13 protein-coding genes and 1 pseudogene are annotated in these 17,976 nt (G+C 44.1%); 4 read left to right on the forward strand and 10 right to left on the reverse strand.

What is annotated here, in order from left to right:
- Positions 1 to 17: 17 nt before the first annotated feature.
- The 10 genes and pseudogenes from kdnA to umuC form a co-directional block, all read right to left on the reverse strand.
- Positions 18 to 1,205 (reverse strand): 8-amino-3,8-dideoxy-alpha-D-manno-octulosonate transaminase KdnA, encoded by a 1,188-nt coding sequence (kdnA, locus tag KXJ80_RS12665; protein ID WP_218738530.1) that lies wholly within the window; start codon positions 1,203 to 1,205, stop codon positions 18 to 20.
- 349 nt (positions 1,206 to 1,554) lie between these two features.
- On the reverse strand, positions 1,555 to 2,160 hold the full coding sequence (can, locus tag KXJ80_RS12670) for a carbonate dehydratase (protein ID WP_037418751.1): 606 nt from the start codon (positions 2,158 to 2,160) through the stop codon (positions 1,555 to 1,557).
- 419 nt (positions 2,161 to 2,579) lie between these two features.
- Complete coding sequence (locus KXJ80_RS12675) at positions 2,580 to 3,017, reverse strand: substrate-binding domain-containing protein (protein WP_037418757.1); 438 nt, start codon at positions 3,015 to 3,017, stop codon at positions 2,580 to 2,582.
- A gap of 10 nt (positions 3,018 to 3,027) precedes the next feature.
- Complete coding sequence (locus KXJ80_RS12680; RefSeq protein WP_172587920.1) at positions 3,028 to 4,206, reverse strand: porin; 1,179 nt, start codon at positions 4,204 to 4,206, stop codon at positions 3,028 to 3,030.
- A 243-nt stretch (positions 4,207 to 4,449) separates the two neighbouring features.
- On the reverse strand, positions 4,450 to 5,280 hold the full coding sequence (locus KXJ80_RS12685) for an alpha/beta fold hydrolase (RefSeq protein WP_172587921.1): 831 nt from the start codon (positions 5,278 to 5,280) through the stop codon (positions 4,450 to 4,452).
- A gap of 67 nt (positions 5,281 to 5,347) precedes the next feature.
- Positions 5,348 to 6,100, reverse strand: coding sequence for a M15 family metallopeptidase (locus tag KXJ80_RS12690; RefSeq protein WP_144374676.1), 753 nt, complete (start codon positions 6,098 to 6,100; stop codon positions 5,348 to 5,350).
- A gap of 5 nt (positions 6,101 to 6,105) precedes the next feature.
- A complete protein-coding gene (gene dapE / locus KXJ80_RS12695) occupies positions 6,106 to 7,251 on the reverse strand; it encodes a succinyl-diaminopimelate desuccinylase (RefSeq protein ID WP_037430294.1) in 1,146 nt (381 codons plus the stop codon).
- Positions 7,248 to 7,592, reverse strand: coding sequence for an ArsC family reductase (locus KXJ80_RS12700; RefSeq protein ID WP_037418768.1), 345 nt, complete (start codon positions 7,590 to 7,592; stop codon positions 7,248 to 7,250). The genes dapE and KXJ80_RS12700 overlap by 4 nt, the downstream gene beginning before the upstream one ends.
- Before the next feature lie 244 nt (positions 7,593 to 7,836).
- Complete coding sequence (locus KXJ80_RS12705; RefSeq protein WP_037430297.1) at positions 7,837 to 10,506, reverse strand: TonB-dependent receptor plug domain-containing protein; 2,670 nt, start codon at positions 10,504 to 10,506, stop codon at positions 7,837 to 7,839.
- Between the two features lie 454 nt (positions 10,507 to 10,960).
- Positions 10,961 to 12,202 (reverse strand): annotated as a pseudogene (umuC, locus tag KXJ80_RS12710) (translesion error-prone DNA polymerase V subunit UmuC); the annotation flags it as partial.
- Positions 12,203 to 12,311: 109 nt separating this feature from the next.
- On the opposite strand from umuC, the gene KXJ80_RS12715 reads away from it, so the two are divergent.
- From KXJ80_RS12715 to KXJ80_RS12730, 4 genes are read left to right on the forward strand one after another with little or no spacing between them, the layout of a single operon-like run.
- Positions 12,312 to 13,634 carry a tyrosine-type recombinase/integrase gene (locus tag KXJ80_RS12715; RefSeq protein WP_218738526.1) on the forward strand — a complete coding sequence of 441 codons (1,323 nt, stop codon included), beginning with the start codon at positions 12,312 to 12,314 and terminating at the stop codon, positions 13,632 to 13,634.
- Positions 13,627 to 15,372, forward strand: coding sequence for a hypothetical protein (locus tag KXJ80_RS12720; protein ID WP_259474433.1), 1,746 nt, complete (start codon positions 13,627 to 13,629; stop codon positions 15,370 to 15,372). Before KXJ80_RS12715 ends, KXJ80_RS12720 begins: the two co-directional genes overlap by 8 nt.
- Positions 15,372 to 17,429 carry a site-specific integrase gene (locus tag KXJ80_RS12725; protein ID WP_218738524.1) on the forward strand — a complete coding sequence of 686 codons (2,058 nt, stop codon included), beginning with the start codon at positions 15,372 to 15,374 and terminating at the stop codon, positions 17,427 to 17,429. Before KXJ80_RS12720 ends, KXJ80_RS12725 begins: the two co-directional genes overlap by 1 nt.
- Positions 17,422 to 17,880: a hypothetical protein gene (locus KXJ80_RS12730; protein WP_144374600.1), complete on the forward strand. Its 459-nt coding sequence runs from the start codon at positions 17,422 to 17,424 to the stop codon at positions 17,878 to 17,880. The genes KXJ80_RS12725 and KXJ80_RS12730 overlap by 8 nt, the downstream gene beginning before the upstream one ends.
- Positions 17,881 to 17,976: the final 96 nt, after the last annotated feature.

Consider the following 17,976-nt stretch of genomic DNA (forward strand, 5'->3'; position numbering starts at 1 on the left):
CAAAAACTCCCGTTTAATTATTGGGCAAATGCTTTCTTAATGTTTTCAATACGCTCGGCAATCTGAGCATCGGTCCAAGACAATTTAATGAGCATAGAAATAGTGCGGCTCATAATGGCATCAGATTTCGGCACAGAAATTTGAGTATAGTCAGGTCGGTCGGCGATTAATGTGATTGGTAACGCAGCAGGGGCCTTAAGCTCCTGAATGTGTTTCCAGTTTTTCAGATAATGCCAGTTGTTCACGTACCAGTAGAAGCAGCCATCTACACCATTTGCAGCCAGTTTTTTGCTGATTTCTTGGGTACGGGCTTCTGTTGGTAGCATAAAGCTTAAGAAGCCAGCGGAATCACCCTCTGGATCGGGGATTTCGCGGAAGCTGACTTCAGGAATGCTCGCCATAGCATCTTTAATGGCTTTTTTGTTTTTACGTTGAATATCGATAATGGTATCGAGTTTACGTAACTGGGCTAAACCTAAGGCCGCATTCATTTCAGAAATACGGAAGTTCAGACCCATAATCGGGTGTGACTCGGCGCCACGGTCTTTACCAATATGGTCATGGCCGTGATCGGAGAACTGGTGGGCGTTATCGTAAATTTCGGTGTTATTGGTGATCACCGCGCCGCCTTCACCACAGGTGATGGTTTTAACAGAATCGAAAGAGTAACAACCTACATCACCGATAGTACCTAGGGCTTGGCCCTTGTAGCTGCCGCCGATGGCTTGGCAGGCATCTTCAAGTAATACGAGGTTGTGCTTTTTGCAGATGGCTTTGATTTCGTCCATTTTGGCCATCGAGCCGCACATGTGCACTAAGTTAATCGCTTTTGTGCGTGGAGTGATTACGGCTTCAATGCCTTCTGGCGATAAACACAGGGTTTCGTCGATTTCGGCAAAAATCGGTACTGCACCGGCCATGAAAATTGCTTCTACAGACGCTACGAAGGTAAAAGGTGGCACGATAACTTCGTCGCCAGCGCCAATGCCCGCGGCCATCATAGCCGTTTGCAGCGCGGCTGTACCGCTTGATAACAGATGCGCATGCTTAACATTCATTTTCTCGCAGAGCAGTTGCTCCATATCGCGAGTCTTCCAGCGATCATTACGCATATGGTCGAAGTTATAACGGAAGGTAAAGCCGTGCTCCATCACATCGGCGACTTCTTGTTTTTCTTCTGGACCAAATAATTCAAAACCGGGCATGGAAGGTATCTCCTTAGAATTTGTGGCGCATGGTCGCGCTGCAATTAACTGGCGGATTATAACTGGGCTAAAGATCCCTTGCGATGTTTTCTTGATGAAAATAAGGTCATGTTGAGATTTCGCGCTTAGTTTTTGCTCACTTAGCAATACTAGATGAATGAAATGATAAATGTTGTCTAACGCGATGAAGTGAAATGGTCTCCTTGAGATAGATTTTGGTTATTTCTCGTAAATGAATAGTGAGTATTTGCCTTTAGGGCGTAAAACCAAAAACCTGCACAGTGGCAGGTTTTTGTGGTGTAACCTTGTCATGCAATCTCGGTGTTAATCTCAATCGCAGTATGAGCATTTACACGACTTGTGCACGGTCTACCGTAACATCAAGATCCGTTAATAGACCATTATCGATACCGTAAATCCACCCATGGACAGCTAGTTCTTGGCCGCGAGACCAGGCTTCTTGCACGATAGTACTACTGGTGACATTGGAAACCTGTTCAATCACATTGAGCTCACACAGGCGATCAAAACGTTTGGCTTCATCCATTTGCATTAATTCATCATGATGTAGGCGATAGACATCGCGCAAATGGCCGAGCCAGTTATCGATAAGTCCAAGGCGCTGATTACCCATTGCTGCACGTACACCACCGCAGCCGTAGTGACCGACGACCATAATATGTTTCACTTTAAGCACATCGATGGCGTATTGCAGTACTGACAGGCAGTTAAGATCGGTATGGATCACCATATTGGCTATATTGCGGTGAACAAAGACTTCGCCAGGCATTAAATCGATGATTTGGTTAGAAGGGACTCGGCTGTCTGAACAACCAATCCAGAGATACTCAGGGTTTTGCTGTTTTGCCAGTTGTTCAAAAAAATCAGGGTGTTCTTGACTGATGCGTCCGGCCCAACGGCGGTTATTATCGAATAAGGGTTTGAGTAGTTTCATTTTAACCTATTGTTTTATAGACATATTAAAATGTCTTTTGCCCTAAATGATGCAAGCCGCACCTTTTTTGCGATTGAGTATACCAGCAAAATCGTGGCCTCTGGTCTATCCAATTAAGTTTAAACTCAGGTTTGACCGTGACTTAATTCCATCAACAGTTTAATAATTTTGTCTAATGCTTTGAATTTTTTGGATAAAATTTATTTAGCCTGCGCCTAAGAGCTCAATGTTACTGTTGGCAAAAGAGGGAACACTGGAATGAATGGGTAAATCTGTTATTGCGCATGGTGCAATCACGCTGAGCTTTTCGTTTAACTTAGGCCGGGTTTGTATATATCTATATGATTTAAATGATTAATGTAAAAATTAGATGCCTTCTTATTGAAAGAAGGCATCAATAGGTACAATCAGGTTAATCCCTAAAACTTACCTACAACTTTGACATTGGGCGTCACTTCTGCTGCATCCACAAAGCCGATCATATTTGGATTGGCGGCGACGAGAGTAAGAATCTCTGCACTGGATTCGACTACTTTAGGCGGTTGTCCTTGTCCAGAAAATACGAGTTTTGACCAATAGGCTTTTAACTGACTTTCTGTTTTATTGAGGATTTGTTTTACAAAGGCTTCCCTGACAGGTGAGCCTTCCGCTTGATCGAGTGCGACAATCGTGCCTCCTGTCGAAAAGGTTTTAAGCTTTCCCGAATAAATTCTTGAAATATCGGCAGCTGATATCTCTGAACTGTTCGAAGGGTGAACGATTACGGCGATTTCCGCTTGAGCCCATTGACTGAGCAATAGGAGTGCACACAAGCTGATTGGCTTGACGATGTATTTAGCAATGTGAGGTAAATTCATAAATGACTCCTTAGAAAACAAGATCAACAGCCATGCTTAAGAGTTGTTCGTCGGAGGTCGGCTTATCATTACTGTAATTGGTGTATTCCAGTTTTAGCGCCGCAGAGGGATGAAAATCCCAGCGGGTTCCGATGATGTAATAGGAACTATCCTCTTGTTGTGCTTCTAATGCGGCTTTCGTTCCCATCACTAATGGCGCGAGAGCTGCTTGATTGGCCGGTGGTAGGGCGTTGTAGACAGGCAACATTGCATCATAGGCATTATATTGTGGGTCACCTTTATCAATGCCATAGGTTAAATGGAAGGTAAAATCATGGTAACGAACACCCGCTGAAACAAAGGCAGAATCTTGAATATTAAAACTGCTAGGGTCGACGTCTATTCGGGTGTATTCCGCTAATATAAACCACTTTCCTGCGTCATATTTGACGTTAGCGCCAATAAGTAAGGCACTATCCTCTATCGCTAATAAGTCATTTACAACTTGATCATCGAATAAACCTGTTTGGGAAATGGCTTCACCCAAACCAAGTAGTGCTGGCAGTTCATATGAGAAATCCGTGACTATCCCTACATTTAAACCGTACTCAAATCCAGCGGTGCTAAAATTGAAGTTCATAATATGGCCCTTGGCGGAAAAGGGCGCTGGGGGCGTTGATGAACCGACAGGCGCATAGTCAGACACCGATGTCGTAATATATTTATAGGTTAAGCCAACTTCAGTATTGCCCCATAAATCTGAATAAACTAAACCAACGCCTTCGCCAGAATTAAAGGGGAGCGAATAGACTCCCCTTGGTGGCGTTATCCAATGGTAGGCATAGCCAACATCGATATAATCGGAATATTTGTAAAGATTAAATCGTTGTCTTCCAGCCATTAGCATCAACTTATCGCTAATGTCATAGGAAATATAAGCCCACTCAAACTCTGCACTATAATCGTCACTGCCACGGGAGAGGACTTGTGCGGTTGCGCGTAAGCCGCTCCCTAAATCTGCAGCAAATTGTAATGCGACTTTGGAGTCATTATTAAAGTCGATTTCTTTATCATAACCGTAGTAACTTTTATCATCGGATAAACTTGAGCCAGCAACAATGGAGGCAAAGCCGTTTATTTCAACATTCGCGTGAAGGGATGGAATATAGAGTGCGGTCAACACACCTAATGCAACTGTACTTTTTCTCATGTTAGGAAACCTTTTTGAGGGAATACAGTTTAAAGGTAGTTGAATTTTTGGTGTTTTCACGATTTTGCAACATTTTTGATGGGCAGTTAACAAATCGATGTTTGTTAAGCCTCAAGTGGGATAGCACTCCAAGATTATTGGAAAAGATTTCGAGTTATAGGCAAAAGACTCATTCTTATTCACGGTTCTAGAATATGAATCTGTTAGAGCATGGGTGACATGCTCTAACCATCATGGTGCGTATTAAGCGTATTGGCTGAGAAATGCTAATAATTGCTGATTAACAAATTCGGCTTGTTCTAGACTTGAAATATGGCCAGCACTTGGAATATGCACTAATTGGCTGCCATTAATGGCATCACTCATCAAATAACTTTCCAAAACACTGCGCGCCTTGTCTTCTACACCCACCATGATTAAGCAAGGTAAGGTAAATTGTTCGGCAAATTCTAGGGTATCGCGCCGACCAAAAATAATCCGTCCAAGTTTTACTATGTCGGGAATGCGTTCTGGCGTTAGCGCAGCTAAGTCGTTTTCAAAACGTTGCACTAATTCTGGATTATTCGCTTTGGCATTATCTGCAAAAAACAGCGGTGAAATTGCATTGATAAGTGCTGGTGGAATACTGCCAGCGGTTTGGATCATGTCTAACATCCCAAAATATTTGGCACGGGTGATTTCTGGCTCAAAACCAATAAAACTGTCCAGCATGGCAAGCGTCTTGACGCGATCAGGCGCCTTAAGTACCAGTTCTGCCCCCCACATGGCGCCAACGGACAAACCGATGAGGGAAAATGTCTCAAGTTCGAGGGCGTCCATCAGGGCTAACATATGCTCACTAATGTCTAACAGGCTATGGCAGTTTTCCGGTACGGTGCCAGATTGGCCGTGTCCCCAGAGATCGGGTACGATACAGCGGTAGCTTTTGCTGAAGAGCGCAATTTGTGGTGCCCACATGGCGCTGTCCCACAGGTAGCTGTGGCCAAATAACAGGGCAGGGCCTGTGCCGATATCAAGGTAACTAAGTTGGCTACCCGCGATGCTAATTTGTTGCCTGTATGATGATAAATCCATAAAACCTACTTAATCTATAAAACCAAAAACGGGAAGGGACGTCGGCTAAAACGTGCAGAAAAAGCTATTAAGGCTGCGCAATCCGATGCACATATTCCGCTACTAACTCGGGTAAACGCCGGATCACGGCGTCTTTTAGCAACATATCGCTCTGCTGGATAACCTGCGCTAAGGCCTGCACCTCAAATTGGGGTAACAGGGTTTGAGACACGGGGAAATAGCTGATATGCCAAGGCTCAGCACTTACCGCGCTTTGGCCTTTCTGGAACGGAAAATAAAACCCAAAATCCTTGGCGTTAGCCACTAGCCACTGGTGCAAGTGGGCGCAGGGGCCGCCGTCACGGTACTCGGCGTCCACCAGACGCAGGGATTTGACCTCAATTTGCTTGGCATCAAACACATCGATATCCGTTCCCCAATGGTGACGCGAAGCACCGGGCAATGCCGACCAGAGTAAGATCAAATCGACTAATTCATCATCGTTGAGCGGCGCGATATCCACGGGCTGCTCATTGATATCCAAGACCACTCGTTTACCGCTGGCCTTGGCATTCCAAATGGCGAGTTGCCGATCGAAGGGGCGATAGGCAGAGCAAATCGCCAGCTTAATACCGTCTTTGGCGGCACTGTCGGCCATTGCTTGAAAGGCAAGGGCGGTTTGTGACTCTAACTTAAACCGCGTTTCTCGCTGATGATAGGGGCTGAGTAACTCAACGAGCACTAAGTCGCTCATTGAGTCAGAGTCTACATACGCTGTTAAACCTGTCTCTCCCCTTGGCTCTAGACCATAGAGCAGGGCTTTTTTTGCCGTGATAGCCATGGTATTTAACACAGTAACTGTTCCAAAATCACTTCATAACACAGCGCTAATTGCTCTAGATCGTCTACCTTCACGCACTCGTTCACTTTATGGATTGTGGCGTTCACTGGGCCTAGTTCCAACACTTTGGCGCCCGTTGGCGCAATAAAGCGCCCATCGGAGGTGCCGCCGGTGGTTTGTGGATCGGTATCATAGCCCGTGACTTGACGAATGGCATGGCGGGTCGCGTCTAACAGTGGGCCTTCGCCGGTTAAAAATGGCAGGCCGTTGAAGGTCCAACTGATGTCATAATCCAGTTCGTGGGCGGTTAATAAGGCTTCCACGCGCTCGATGAGTATCTCGGCGGTCACTTCGGTGGAATAGCGGAAGTTAAACATCACCTCCAAGGCGCCTGGGATCACGTTTGATGCGCCCGTTCCGCCGTTAATGTTGGCGATTTGCATGCTGGTGGGCGGGAAGAATTCGTTGCCATTATCCCAATGGGTTTGGCTTAACTCAGCTAAAAAGGGGGCGGCTTTGTGGATAGGGTTATCCGCAAGGTGCGGATAGGCCACATGGCCTTGAATACCTTTAACGGTTAAGTTGGCGGTGAGACTGCCACGGCGGCCATTTTTAACTACATCACCGAGTTTTAAGGTCGATGAGGGTTCGCCCACCAGCGCCCAAGTGATTTTCTCATTACGGGCTTCTAAGGTATCGATAACCCGTGTGGTGCCATTGATAAAGGGGCCTTCTTCATCGCTAGTGATTAAAAACGCAATCGAGCCAGGATGATTTGGGTGCTTAGCCACAAAACGTTCGGTCGCGACGATCATCGCCGCCAGTGAGCCTTTCATATCGGCAGCACCGCGACCATACAGATAACCGTCAATAATGGTTGGCTCAAAAGGCGGGGTATGCCAGCGGCTTAAATCGCCTGCGGGCACCACATCGGTATGGCCGGCAAAACAAAATACCGGGCCTGTATTACCGCGCCGCGCCCACATATTGGTGGTGTCTTCAAAGACCATGGGCTCAATATTAAAGCCTACGGCGGCAAGACGTTCGGCCATTAAGCTTTGACAGCCTTCATCTAGCGGTGTGACCGAAGGACGGGCGATTAACGCTTTAGTCAGTTCGGTAACCGGGTGAGTGTTCGAAGCGTACGTCATAGAGAAAACACCTTCTTATATTCGGCTTCGTTAAAGCCCACTAGCACTTGTTCACCCAAAACCAGCACTGGCCGCTTGATCAGTGTCGGGTGAGTGAGCATTAGTTGAATGGCTTTGGCTTGGTCGATATCCGCTTTATCGGCATCACTTAAGGCGCGAAAACTGGTACTGCGTTTATTAAAGACGGTTTCCCATCCGGCAATTTGACACCAATGCTGCAGATCCTTTTCCGCTAATCCATCTTCCCTAAAGTCATGGAAGTTGACCGAAAGTTGATGGGTTTCAATCCATTTACGTGCTTTACGCACAGTATCGCAATTTTTAATACCAAAAAGGGTCAAGATGATGCTCCTATCGAGGGGCGCCGTTGGCACGCATTGATTTTGCTCGCATTGTGGCATTGTGCGCTGGATGCTACAAGGGGATATTGCCTAGGGCATGTTGAGAATAAGGTAAGATAGTCGCAAAGATTTGATAGGCGGTCGATGTAGGTAAAAGTGAAATATTTGATGTTAATTTGGGTATCAGTATGCAAATAAAAAGCCGAGCAAATATGCTCGGCTTTGTTTTTGGAAATGTTTTTAATTAAAAGTTCATTTCCAGAGCGAGGTAATACTCACGGCCTACTACGTTGTAGTAAGAACGTGGGTAATGTGGCCACGATGACTGGGTTTGATCAATCTCAGGGCCCGCATCAAACAAGTTGTTGATGCCGGTTGAGATTTTTAGTGCATCGTTGACAAGATAACTTGCTGACCAGTTCACTTCAACATGGCTGTCGATCGTTACGCTGTAATCTGCGTCCAGACCATTTTCGACGAAGTAATCCATGCGATCGCCATTCATGCTGTCAGTGTATTTGAACAATAAGTTAGTCGCAAAATCGTTATAGCTCCAACCTAAGTTCAAGTTACCGCGGATTTTAGGCGCTGAACCTTCACCATCAATAAGATCTAATGCCTCTGAATCTGGGGTTAATTGCTCTTCCCATTTCAGTAAGTAGGTGCCTTCTAAGCGGGCGGTTAAATCACCTAAGTTGGCAGTTTCATAGCGATAACCGATAGAGAAGTCGATACCAGAGGTTTTTTGTGATGACATGTTAATCGCTTGGGTATTCACCTGAATTAACTTGCCATTCGCATCACGTATAATTTTGTCTGTAAATGCATCTGAATGATCCAGAATATATTGGGCGCTAGGATCATTCACTAGGTTATCGATTTCAACAATCCAGTAATCTAATGTCAGATTGAGATCGTTGTAATCCCATACCATACCAAGGTTATAGTTTTTACCTGTTTCAGCTTCTAACTCAGGGTTAGCACCAATGGTAATTGGCAAGGATTCGATCTTATCGCAAGCAGGACCAGGGCCAGAGGCTTCACAAGTAGGAGTATCAATCACAGTACTATAGGCTGACGTGGGTTCTCCAAATAAACGCTGCATATCTGGAGCACGGAAAGTCTCTGCATATAGACCACGTAGCAGTAAGCTGTCGATAGGACGGTATTCTACAGCCACTTGAGGACTGAATTGACCACCCACATCTGATTCGTCATCGTAATAGTCGTAACGGCCAGCTAAGGTCACTGTGAGGTTTTCAATCACAGGAACAGCCACTTCAGCGTAGCTAGCATATTGTTCACGTTCACCTTGAGCGCTGCTACCGCCTTTACCCATGACACCGCCGTTAGTGGTAAAGCTATCGGATTTGTCATAAAACCATTCTTTGCCATACTCGATACCAGCAGCATAAGCTACGGCGCCTGCTGGTAATTCAAAGACTTCGCCACTAATACCGGCGTTAAAGCTTGATAGGGTTGATTGACCTTTTTTACCACCTTGATAATCCAGCATGGCGGCATCTTCATTGGAAATAACATCCAATAGAGAATGACCATTGGTTCCTTCGGTCAAATAATCCCACATACTTTGGTAAGTTGGTGAGCCCGTTGTGGTGGATTCTACGGTTTGGCGGGCAATAGACCAAGATGTGTCATATTCGATGCCTTCAGTCAGATAACCTTTACCACCGATCAAGAACGAGAAGTTATTGGTTTCAAAATCAGAAGTTCGTGGACCTAACTCTGACATACGACGAGTGTAGAAATATTCTCCATCGGCTGCGCTGGCAAAATCACCGCCAAAGGCTGATGATTTTTTGAAGGTTTGTGAGAGGCCTTTTGACTTGTTGTAGATAGTGACATCATCGCCAACTACTTTATATTTAAAGTCATCACCGACAGTTGCTGACTCAATTTCGGTAAAAGTTGAGGCATGTGTATAGTCAATTCGGGAGTAGAGCTGATGGTCATCATTCAGTTCTTTGGTGAGGTTCACCATAGTTGAATAGCGTTTTTGTTCTGGAGAGAAATCCCGTTGTGGCGAGCGATCAAAACCGCAGCGACCATTGGACATCACTTGATAACCACGTGCCTCACATTCTGCAGCAGATAAGGTTTTAAACAGTTTATTATCGCTGGTGACAATGTTCGCACCATATGAACTGTAAGCCGCATAAGGGTTGCCCGGAACGATATCTGTTCCCCATTCTGGGCGATCTGTTCCTTTTAAGGCTTGACGATCTTCGTATTCGGCGAAGAAAGTTAGGTTCGCTTTATCGCTGCTTACGCCCGTCATAAAGGAGAATTGGTTGTTTTGTAAGCCACCATCAACGGTATCGGAGAAGCGATATTTCAAGGTGCTTTGCTCAACATCTTTTTTCAAGATAATGTTGATAACGCCGCCCATGGCATCCGAGCCGTAAATGGCTGATGCACCTGTGGTTAAGATCTCAATGCGTTCAATCGCTCCTAACGGAATGTTTGCGGTATCGACAAAACTATCTGTACCACCGGCCCCAAAAGGATATTTAGGTACGCGTTTACCATTGATGAGGGTGAGAACGCGTCCAGCGCCAACACCACGAAGATTTACAGCAGATGCAGCTGGGGTGAAACCATGCACTTCTTGCTGAGTCATGGAGCCGCCAGAGTTTTGCGATAGGTTACCTAAAACATCTTGGACTGAGTTAAACCCACCTTTTTCAATGTCGGCGGCACTGACAACCACTACAGGTGAAGCATTCTCAAGATCGGTACGCTTAATACGTGAACCAGTTACTTCGATACGCTCAACTTTATCCTCGGCAACCGCGGTTTCATCAGCTGCGAAAACCAATGGTGATAAAGATGTTGATACTAAAGCAAGTAAACTAAAACGAACCGCACGTGCAACGGTTGTTTGCGTAATCATATTTTCATTCCCTTAACAATGCCGTGATGATCAGGAAGGGTTTCATCAAGGCTTATATTTTATGTGCAACTGCCCTCCATAGTCGGAAAACTATCATTAACAACTTTAATATCAACAGCTTAATTGTTTATTTTGTGTTAATAACATGTTGCCAATGTGAACTTGCAGAAGCTAATTAAGGTTAGCTTGAAGTAATAAGGTGCGGTGCTGCATGTGAAAAAGGCTAGATTGTATCGCAATGTAACGTAACATCATCTTTACAATGTCAATCTTTAGGCTGAATTTTTTGTTTAGGTCAGTTTTGAATAATGTGATCGCTATCAATTTAAGATTAAAGGTGTTAATAGCATGAATCTTATTAGCTGTTGAAATATAGACCATTATTGACTGTGTTTTAGCGGATTTAACAAATGGAACAGCTCTAGCATATTATTTCGTTATTCATGCTTATGGCTTATTTTATTATCGGAATATGTCTCCATTGGGTAGTGTAGCGGGGAGATAGTTGACCACGCTTCATTCTCCAATCGGCATTCAGTCCTTGTCCTGCAAATTGAATATTTCCTTTACCACTGTGATTGATACCATCAAGCAGTTTCATCAATTCTTTACTTTTAGGTTGTGGTTTGGCCTCGTCAAACAAGCCTAATTGAAACACGCCTGGCGCATAAAAATCTCCTAGCATGACGCCAGCTTTAGCATAGGCGGGACCTGCACGCCAAAGCCGATGCAATAGTCGCTGCGCTAATTCGATAAAATCACGGGTATCGTCACTGGGATACACAAGATGACCAGTGAGTACTTGGCTATATTGGGGCTGATGTTGCGTAAAATAACTGCTGCGAATAAACACCGATAAGGTGCGGGCAAGCTGCCCCTCCGCTCGCAATTTTTCGCAGGCCCTAAAGGTATAGTCGCTGATAGCCTGCTGCATTGCCTCAAAGGTGGTAATACGTGCGCCAAAGGAGCGCGAGCTGATGATTTGCTGCTTTGTCGCTACCACCTGCTGAATATCATCACAGGCAATACCGTTAAGCTCGTACACCGTTCGCTCAACCATGACGGAAAAATTGTCTCGGATAAGTTTAGGATGGGCATCTGCAAGCTGTAGAGCGGTATGGATGCCCATCAGTTTTAAACGTTGCGCAATTTTTCGGCCAATGCCCCAAACTTCATCAATGGGAGTGAGCGCCATTAACCGGCGTTGGCGTTCTTTATCGCGTAAATCGACAACGCCTTGGGTGGCGGGATACTGTTTTGCGGCATAGTTAGCTAGCTTGGCTAAGGTTTTGCTCGGCCCAATTCCTACGCAGACACTGATCCCTATCCATTGCTGGATCCGCTGACGAATATCCATGGCTAACTGGTTAATATCTTGACATTTATCGAGCCGAGACAAATCCAAAAAAGCCTCATCGATTGAGTAGACTTCAACCCTAGGCACCATCTGCTCAAGTGTGGTCATGACGCGATTTGAAATATCAGCGTAAAGGGCATAGTTGGACGAAAATACCGCCACATTATGGGCGCGGATCATCTCCATCACTTGATAAACCGGCACGGCCATTTTTATGCCTAATTGCTTTGCTTCCGATGAACGCGCGACGACACAACCATCGTTATTTGATAGCACAACGATAGGTTTGCCCTGTAGATCGGGCCGAAACATACGCTCACAGGACGCATAAAAATTATTACCATGACAGGTTGATGTAGGAAAAGCATCTTACACACATAAATAAATCTGGAAAACAATTCATTACCGGCCATACTGTATGTATAGCCAGTGCTTTCATGAGAATTTTATGGCGTTTTTAATCAGATCTAGTGATGTTTTTAAAGAAACAAATCTCTCTATAAGTAATGGGCAATGTTCTGTTACACCTACCACTGATAACATTGGTTCACTGCCAACGCTTTATTCTGAACATGGTGAATTTAATCACCAAGCCAATAGCTACTTCTTCTATCAAAAGGCAATCAAGCAAGCGATAGACTTACAACCCTGCGCTCAAGCTTTAAAGGGCTACTATCAGTTTCTTGAGGATAAAAACCTTCAATGGGATATGTTCCCACCAGTTAAGCGTTTAAAGCCAACTTACTTATTTCGATCCCATTTATTGCAGTTAATAAAAAAGGGAGAGCTTGCTCATTCCACAGCAAGTGTACGTATGAACCAAGTCGTTAATTACTATAAGTGGTTGATGCATGATGGTTATCTAAAGATTAAAAATGAGAAAGAAGCGCCCTTTAGAATGGAGTTCGTATCTATTAAGCGAACCGATATGCTGGCTCATATTGCTCCAAGCTTCATCATTGCAACCAGTGATTTAAGAATCAAAGTGCCGCGAGACAGTGACAGCAAAAACATTCGCCCCTTAACACCATTAAGTCAGGATGCGTTATCGACACTGACCACCTATCTACCTGTAGCATCCGAAGAACTAGGGCTTCAAATTTTAATCTCCATTGATACTGGACTTCGAATTCAAGAGGTTGCCACACTAACACTTGATGCTCTCGATATTGCAAAACCACTTGCTGAATCTGAGCATCGTTATGAGATAGCGGTTTCACCTCAACGAAATGGTGTTCAAACGAAATACCGCAAAGAGAGGACGATTGAAATATCGAAGACTTTGCTTGATAAACTAGACGTTTATCGTACTTCTGAACGACGTTTGAAACGAGTTATCAAGCTAAATACCAAGCTCAATAACCTAGAAGAATCAGCAAAGGGATTAAGCTACGAAACCGTTGAAGCACTAGAGTTTTGCTTAAATCATGAACCCTTGTTTGTGAGTGAGCAAGGCAACCCTGTATCACCTAAGTCCATTGAAGCTAGGTGGGGGGAGCTAAGAACGACAATTAAACAAACGAACCCAGCTTTTGAACATCGTTTTCACGATTTTCGTTCAACGTATGGCACATATCGCCTTAATGACCTTCTTGAAGCAGGCTTACCTGTCGCGGGATGCATGGATCTACTCATGGGGTGGATGGGACATAAAAACGAATCAACTACTTGGAAATATTTGCGCTACCTCAAGCGTAAAGAAGCCTTCAAGGTGAAATTTGGCATATTAGACAGCATCATGCATGAAGTTTTGGAGACTGAGAATGAGTAATGTCACGCACCTTCATGGTTGGATACCCGACTTGTGTATTCAGGTGAAGTTGGAGGGTAAAAAACTACTTGATTTTAATCGTTTATTGAAAAAAAACCTGCCATCTACTGAAGATTTAAAGAAAGGTAAACAGTTTGAAGATGCCGGTAGGAAAGACTTTATTTATCAAATGAAAACTCGGTATGAAGAATTTATCGAGGAAGATGGTAGTCACGAAAAACTATACTCCTATTTCATAACGTTAACTCAATATATTCGGTGGTGTGACGAGAGTGATATTGAAGCCTTTACTCAATCATCAATCGAAGGCTATATGAATTATCAAAATGAACGTGTCATGCTAGGGCAAATCAAAAACGCAACCTATAATAAAACCCACGCAGTATGTCAGACCCTCTTGACTGAATATCTAGATTTACCCCGCTCGAACTTTGATAATATTGTTACGCGATATAGTGATGATGTCGAACCCTTTGAAGCCTATACTCGAAGCGACTTAAAGCAAATACTCCCTTTTTTGAGGGCATTATTTAAGCAAACACATCAACAGTTTATAGATAATCCTGAGAAACATATTCAAGCGTATAAATCGATACCAACCATGACCTTTCACTGGAAAGGATGTGAATACAAATTATGTGCAGCTATCTCTAAGATGATGTCCGCTGCTACATATCTAATGGCGTATTACACCTACGTAAACACAAGTGATTTGTTCAAGTTAAAGCAACCAGAGAACGCTTCAACCACAGCTGGTGAGGTATGGTATACGATGCCAGCATTTAAACGAAGAGCGTTTAAAACCATTAGCGTTGAAATGGGTGAACACGAACTAGAAATCCCAAAATATTCGATGGACTTTTTTGATAAGTTACTTGAGGCTTCACGATTAATTTCTACTGGGGAAGATGCCTTACTACTGCAAACTATTGCCATGAAAAAAGTACAGCCTGTCAAAAGGAATACCTTAAATACTTTCCTTGCACATTGGGTGGAAAGGTACTTCACTTTCAACGATCAAACGGGGCGACGATTACGCCCTATGGTAAGTCGTTTTCGTGAAACAGGCGCACGATTAACCGCTTATCATCAGAGTGAAATAGTAAATAACATCATGCTTGGGAATACATCCAATACTCGAAAAAAGAGTTACAGTGAAGGCAATAAACACAGTAACAATGGGATGCTGCAAGACACTTTCGCCATTCGTGAAGAACAAATAAAACAAGGTGTATCACCCAAGGAAGCACAAGAAAACCTTGGTATTGATGTGCTTGTGATTGAAAAAGATAATGCGATTGAAATACCAAATCTCAGCCGCACATCTAATGGTGGTAGTTGTAGCGACCCCTTTGGTAGTAAGTCAGAAAAACACACCCAAAAGGCGCTGAAGCAAGGGCTAGCCAAGGATGGAGAGCGATTGGCTTGTGCGGATTTATTGGCGTGTTTTGGTTGTCCTTATCAAGTCATCGTTCAATCCGTTGCGGATATTTGGTGCTTGCTGTCATTTAGGGCGTGCATTGAAGAGTCGCGGTACCTACATTTGGATGCTCACCATTACCGCAAGAATTTTGAACAAGTCATAGTGTTTATAGATTCTAAAATTCTTCCCGATATCAATTCTAAAATCTTAAAACAAGCTGAAGAAAAACTGAATGATGAAGGGCTTCACCCAGTGTGGAATGAGCCTGAATCCATTCTTTTCTTAATCCCTAATCGTCAACAGAAGAGCGTGTAATGCCAGTTCAGCACTTATATTTAGATAGCTTCCCTGAGCAGCATAAAGTAGAAGAAGCCGATGTGGTCACGCTCTATCATGAAGAACGTTTTGATGAGCTTGATAAGGTTGTGATCTGCAAGGATGAATCAGGCAAGGTAACAGCCTACTTCGGTGATAGCGCTTGGTATTGCTTTGCGTTTTCACGAAACAAAAGGGAGCATAAGAACACTCTTAATTTCAATCAATTCAATAACAATACAGACTTACAGCGAGAGTTGAAACTTTTTACCTACGGTTGGTTATTCAATAAAGGTCCAAAACAGCGTAAGGCTTTGAAGTTTAGTAGTATATTTTCAAGGCTCAAATATACGAACATGCCTTACAGTCATTTGGTAGAGCAAGGCTTTGATTCTATACGCGCTCTTTCGAAATCATCAAATTGGACTAACTTTGAAGGGGATTTGGTTGAAAAACAATACTCTCAATCTTCAATAAGGACATGTGTTGTCTCTATCAATTCAATCATTAGAGATTCAGCATGGCATAAGGTTAAGCATGAGTTTCTTGGACCTTTAAAGCCTGACGTTGTTGCTAGAAGGTTAATTCAGTTAGAGGCACAACAAACACTGACCATTCCAGAGCGTTTGTGCGATGCCATTTATGGCAAAGCGATTGAACTGATTGAGGAAGCACACCCTAATAGGAAGCTAATTGCTCAAGTCGAGAGTGAACTTCAAGAGAACTACCGTGAAGGTGATCGACGTCTCAATGAAAAGGTGGCGAGTGGTGAAAGCTTCCCCTTTATGTCGGCTAATGGCGAAATAGATAAACAAATACGTGCCGCTTATATACGTGACAACAAACCTCGAAACCCAAGTGATATTATTTCGCCTCTTGCACAAAAACTGCCTAACATACCACTTGCCAATAGCTCGGAATTTCAGCGATATCGAGAGCAGTTAATCAATGCAAGCTACATCGTGTGTGGCGGTTTTAGTGGTATGCGTGATTCAGAGTTAGATAAGCTCACGCCAAATAGCTATTACAAGGATACTTTTGAAGGTCGTGAGTATCATATGCTCCAATCACACACCTTTAAGTTGGGTGAAAAACGAGAAACATGGGTAACAGCCAGTTCATCTAAGATCGCAATTGAACTCATGACAACGCTAACTGAAAGGTGGCGACAAGAAGTGACCTATCCAGATAAAAAGTACACAAACACTCTTTGGGTTAACCAATCAGTTCGCTCTAAACCACCCACATTAATCTCATCCTGGAATGCACGTCTTCAGATGTTCTGCAAGCAATTCAATTTTATTGTGACAGAGGAAGACCACCAAGAATGCCTAGATTCTAACCCTCAATCACATGTGAGGGTTAAAAAGTATGTCCTAGTCGGTAAGCCTTGGCACATGGCTACACACCAATTTAGACGCTCTTTGGCATTCTATTGCATTAAGAACCGTTTTGGCACAATGGTCGCTCTCAAGCAGCAGTTCAAGCACCTGTATCTTGCTATGACCGAGTGGTACACCAACGGTGGCAAGCTAGCCAGTTATCGAAGCCTTGTTGTGGATGAAAAAATCCAGTCCATGCTTGAGGACATTAACGCTGAAACCACGGCAAATAAAATCTTCAAACAGTGGCACTCTAGTGAAAAATTATCAGGCTCACATGGCAAAGCGATCATGCAAATGCGAGGAGATGTCCCAACCATCTACAGTTCGTGGGATGTCATCTACAAGGCCGTCAAGGATGGTAAGCTCACCCTTCATGGCACGACTCATAGCTACTGTAAAAATGGATACAATTGCGATATGGATGGTGTTGTCATGCCTCAATTCTGTGTCGATTGCGGCTCAGGCAGCAGCATCATTGACGAGGAACAAGCTCGGTGGTGGCAGAAAAAGCACAACAGTTTGGTTGCTTACATGGAATCCGACGAAGATATTTCGGTGAGTGAGCGTAGCCACTACATCACCCAAGTAAGAGCCGCAGAGATAGTCATGGCTGATTTTGAACTGCCATTTACCCCTTTCGAACCTGACTTAAAGGTAGCGACTCATGAGTAAGAGCGAAAACACATTACTAGCGCTTGAAGCGGCTCTAGAACGCATTAAACAGGGTAAGCCTAAGCGTATCCCTGTCCATCGCAAGCTCAGTGTACGCGCTGTTGAGGAGGAAGCGAACCTGGGCAACGGCAGTGGCTATTACTACCCCGAGTTTGTTGATAAGGTTAAACAGACTAAAGCTGAAATCGCGGCAGGCAACGGTGAAATAATCCGGCCAGAGATCCAGACCGTGCGCACTAAGCTCAAAGAGCAAAAGCGTATCAAGGATAACTACAAGGCTAAGTATGAGACGGAGCGAGAGAAGTTAGCCTTATTTGCGGCTGCGCAGCATCACTTGAATGATAAGCTGGTTCAGGCGTTAACTCGTGTGGATGAGTTGGAGCATGAAAATGCAGAGCTTCGGGAGAAGCTTTCTAGGCTAAAAAGAAGTCAGGTCGTGACAATCAAGTAATCCACCAGTAGCCCACTGATATATTGATGTGGGCTACCAAACACTCCACACGACTGCCACTTTTTCCCTAGCTCACTTTGGGACGTGCGACGTGAA

Origin of the sequence: Shewanella xiamenensis, from assembly GCF_024971755.1 — a bacterium.
Classification (GTDB): domain Bacteria; phylum Pseudomonadota; class Gammaproteobacteria; order Enterobacterales; family Shewanellaceae; genus Shewanella; species Shewanella xiamenensis.

Coding starts and splice junctions, on each gene's coding strand:
- KXJ80_RS12685 (WP_172587921.1), bottom strand. CDS start 5,280: ATGGATTTATCATCATACAGGCAACAAATTAGCATCGCGGGTAGCCAA.
- dapE (WP_037430294.1), bottom strand. CDS start 7,251: ATGACGTACGCTTCGAACACTCACCCGGTTACCGAACTGACTAAAGCG.
- KXJ80_RS12725 (WP_218738524.1), top strand. CDS start 15,372: ATGCCAGTTCAGCACTTATATTTAGATAGCTTCCCTGAGCAGCATAAA.
- KXJ80_RS12675 (WP_037418757.1), bottom strand. CDS start 3,017: ATGAATTTACCTCACATTGCTAAATACATCGTCAAGCCAATCAGCTTG.
- KXJ80_RS12690 (WP_144374676.1), bottom strand. CDS start 6,100: ATGGCTATCACGGCAAAAAAAGCCCTGCTCTATGGTCTAGAGCCAAGG.
- kdnA (WP_218738530.1), bottom strand. CDS start 1,205: ATGCCCGGTTTTGAATTATTTGGTCCAGAAGAAAAACAAGAAGTCGCC.
- KXJ80_RS12705 (WP_037430297.1), bottom strand. CDS start 10,506: ATGATTACGCAAACAACCGTTGCACGTGCGGTTCGTTTTAGTTTACTT.
- KXJ80_RS12730 (WP_144374600.1), top strand. CDS start 17,422: ATGAGTAAGAGCGAAAACACATTACTAGCGCTTGAAGCGGCTCTAGAA.
- can (WP_037418751.1), bottom strand. CDS start 2,160: ATGAAACTACTCAAACCCTTATTCGATAATAACCGCCGTTGGGCCGGA.
- KXJ80_RS12680 (WP_172587920.1), bottom strand. CDS start 4,206: ATGAGAAAAAGTACAGTTGCATTAGGTGTGTTGACCGCACTCTATATT.
- KXJ80_RS12715 (WP_218738526.1), top strand. CDS start 12,312: ATGGCGTTTTTAATCAGATCTAGTGATGTTTTTAAAGAAACAAATCTC.
- KXJ80_RS12720 (WP_259474433.1), top strand. CDS start 13,627: ATGAGTAATGTCACGCACCTTCATGGTTGGATACCCGACTTGTGTATT.